Annotated in this window: 3 protein-coding genes; 1 reads left to right on the forward strand and 2 read right to left on the reverse strand. The window is 65.0% G+C overall.

What is annotated here, in order from left to right:
• A partial coding sequence (locus AC2VOK_RS20485) for a DUF2563 family protein (RefSeq protein ID WP_428902078.1) occupies positions 1-197 on the forward strand: 197 nt, incomplete at its 5' end.
• A gap of 237 nt (positions 198-434) precedes the next feature.
• On the opposite strand, the gene AC2VOK_RS20490 is transcribed toward AC2VOK_RS20485, so the two are convergent.
• Positions 435-1,172 (reverse strand): hypothetical protein, encoded by a 738-nt coding sequence (locus AC2VOK_RS20490; protein ID WP_428902079.1) that lies wholly within the window; start codon positions 1,170-1,172, stop codon positions 435-437.
• Positions 1,153-2,682, reverse strand: a complete 1,530-nt coding sequence (locus AC2VOK_RS20495; RefSeq protein ID WP_428902080.1) for a putative alpha/beta hydrolase — start codon at positions 2,680-2,682, stop codon at positions 1,153-1,155. The genes AC2VOK_RS20490 and AC2VOK_RS20495 overlap by 20 nt, the downstream gene beginning before the upstream one ends.
• Positions 2,683-3,008: the final 326 nt, after the last annotated feature.

Raw genomic sequence — 3,008 nt, forward strand, 5'->3', positions numbered from 1 at the left:
GCGACTTCGCCGCCGCCGATGCCTTTCACGAGGCGCTGAGCGCGGCCCACGCCGAGCATGTGAAGAACTTGCATGCGCAGTACGAGGCGCTTGCCGCCGTGGGCGCCAAGGCGAACTACGCCGCCGCGGAATTCACCGCAATGGACGAACGCGGCGCCGAGCAGCTGCGCGCGGTGCGGGGCAATCCGGTCGCCTAAGTGGCCGCTGGTGCCGAGTCTGCGCTGGTAGCGTCGAGACTGCGTTCAGCGCTGGCTTTTTCGCCTTGGGCCACCGCCACCGCAGTCTCGGCAACCCAGGGAACGCGCACGACGAACTGACGAACGGGACCACCATCGAGGCTTGGCCCCAACCCGTGGAAGCCCGCCAGCGGTGGGCCGCTGACGACTGGTACTGCTTCGACCACGGCGTCGGCCCGTTCCTGCCGCGACATCATCTCATCGCGCGACAGGTGGAGGAACGGTGTGTTTGCCGCGTCCCATCGGGTAGCGCTGTCCGATCACATAACCGAGGCAGTAACAAACCGGCGGTGCAAGCCAGAGCAGGATCGACGCCACTGCCACCACAAAGGCCTGAATGTTTTGGCCTCGGGCGATCGGGAACTTGCGGGTCCCGTCATCGATGCCGTTTAACGCGCCGACGACGGCGAGGAACACCGTTGCGAGCGTCATCTGCCAGGCCCAGCCCGCCAGGTAGACGCCCACGGACACGATGCACGTCGACGCCGCGAGGATCCACCACAGGTTGCGTGCGGGCACGTGTCCGATCGCCATCGGGTCGCTGCGCCGCGGTGACGGCGCGCTCGGATCTCGTGCGGTATCGCTAGCCGACGGATCCGATTCCTCACAGTTGGTCGTGACTGCGAAGATCCGGCCACCAATCTTGAGCAACGGCGCTTGCATGTAGGCGGAGAGCACCGCAACGAACATGAACAGAAGGCCGGCGCCCAGGCTGGTCGACCAACCGCGCGGCAGAATACCCAAACAGATGCTCAGCGTCGCGATGAGCCAACCCGACCAATACAGCCTGCGCTCAACTGCGGGATCCCGGGCAAAGGCAGAGAGGCTCACCGTGACAAACGCGACGCCGGCGCCGACGATGAACAGTGCGTCCGACCATAGGGAGCCGCCGCCTTGTGCACTCGCCTGGGATGCGTCACTTATCCAATAGCCCACCGATAACCTCGCCTGCCTTTTCCCCGCCGTACCCAAACAGGGCCGCTCCAATCACGGCCCCGGCGAAAGCGCCTTCTGGTCCGATGACGGTTCCGAGTGTGGCGCCACCAGCCACCGAGCCAAGCCAGCCACCGGCGATACTGCCGGTGGTTCTAGCAACCGTCGTGGTGAGACTCGCGCCGTTTCGCCAGTCGTTGCCCGCCAGAATAAGCTCGGTGAGGTTCCCACTCCGATTCAGGGCTTTGGCAACTTTCTCGAATGCCACGACGTCAGCTGGAGTAAAAGCGTCGACCGCGTGCCGCCCGCCCCGGGCAGCGAGCATCCCATTGATGCCAGCGCTGCTGAGGCTCATCATCTGGCCCTGCTGTTTCGCGACGTCGGCCCACGGGATGCCGCGCGAGGTATTGCGTACGACCGTCATCGCGCCAGAATGCGACATCCCTTGTGCTTCCAGCCCTTTGACGGCCAGTCCGGTCACGACAGCGCGAGCCTGTTGTTCTGCATTGTCCAGCATCTGGGTGGCCTGATCCGGTGCCATCGGCGGTGCGACGGATAACCCTTGTTCGAGCTTCTTCTGCCATCCCAAGCGCATCAGTGCACGACCCCGGGCGTCGCCGCCGAGGATCGGGTTCAGCGGAAGGGGGCCGATGAAGTGTGCCATGGCGAAATCGCCGATGCGTTCACTGGCAAGCCGGCGGGCCTCGGTGTCGGCGGTGGGATTTGTCGCCGTGGCGTAGTCGCGTAAACGTGCTGCGGCATCGGATTTGTCGCCCGCGGTGGTTGCGGGGTCGTTGACGAGCGCTTCGTCGAGGGAACGCTGCGTCGAGGTGTATTGCCCGACAGCTTGTTGGTCTTGGTCGCCATTGCTCGGCTGACCGTCGGCGTCCAGGCCCTGGATCGGCGCGGGGTCGTAGCCATCCTGGACCCGCAACGTGGTCAACGATGCCTGCAAGTAATCGGAATAGTCGCTGAGGAGCGCTTGAAGCTTTCCCAGGGTGGATTTCGTGGCGATGATCGCTTCGGTCTCCAGGTCGTGGATGTGCTGGTCGACAAGCGTTCGTTCGGCCGCGGTCAAATGGCCGGCCCTTTCCGCTTCCAACGCTTCGCCAACGTCGCCATCGATTTGCTGCAGGCAGGCTTCCAATGTCGAAATCGACACTGCACCAGCTTTTTGTACTTCGGCAAGCGCTGCCGCGATGTTTTCCAGGTCGACTGCGATCATGGGTAGTTGGTTAGCCTGCACCCCCAGCGATTGGGTGGCGCGTTGCACTTCGGCGGAGTCGTTGATCGGGTGGTCGCTGCGCCCGCGGTTCCAGGACGCCTCGAACCGGCGACGGGCGTCGTCGAACGCGGCGCTGGCCTCGGTGGTGCAGCGCCCCGCATCGTGGAACGCCTCCGCCAACTCCGCGATCTGTATCGGCCGGCCGGCCTGCATGCTGCGGTTGGCCGACCACGGATCGCCGTGGGCTTCGGCGATCAGCGCCGGAACGCTTATATAGCGGAGTTGCACCGCATCCTCCGGTATTCGGCTGCACTCAATTCCCCCCGCTCAGCGTGTGCGGCGGGAATCCGGTTTCGGCGCAGTACCGTCGCGTCGTGCGCACCGAACCCGCCCAACGCGGGCGTCTCGCCGAGTCGCCCGTCCTTCCCGGGCGCGTGTCCACCCACACGGTGTGGGGGCTTGGGCGCCAGGTGCTCCGTATGCTCCGTGTGCTGCGGTCTGCCGCCAGCAATCATCGCCTCCCCTCCAATCTGCGGCCTGAGGCTACTACCGCAGAATCGGCCGTCAATTCACCTTTTGCGTCGGTAAGCCCAACGGAGGGAGGGACGCTGGAC

It is taken from the genome of Mycobacterium sp. TH-M116 (assembly GCF_057473685.1).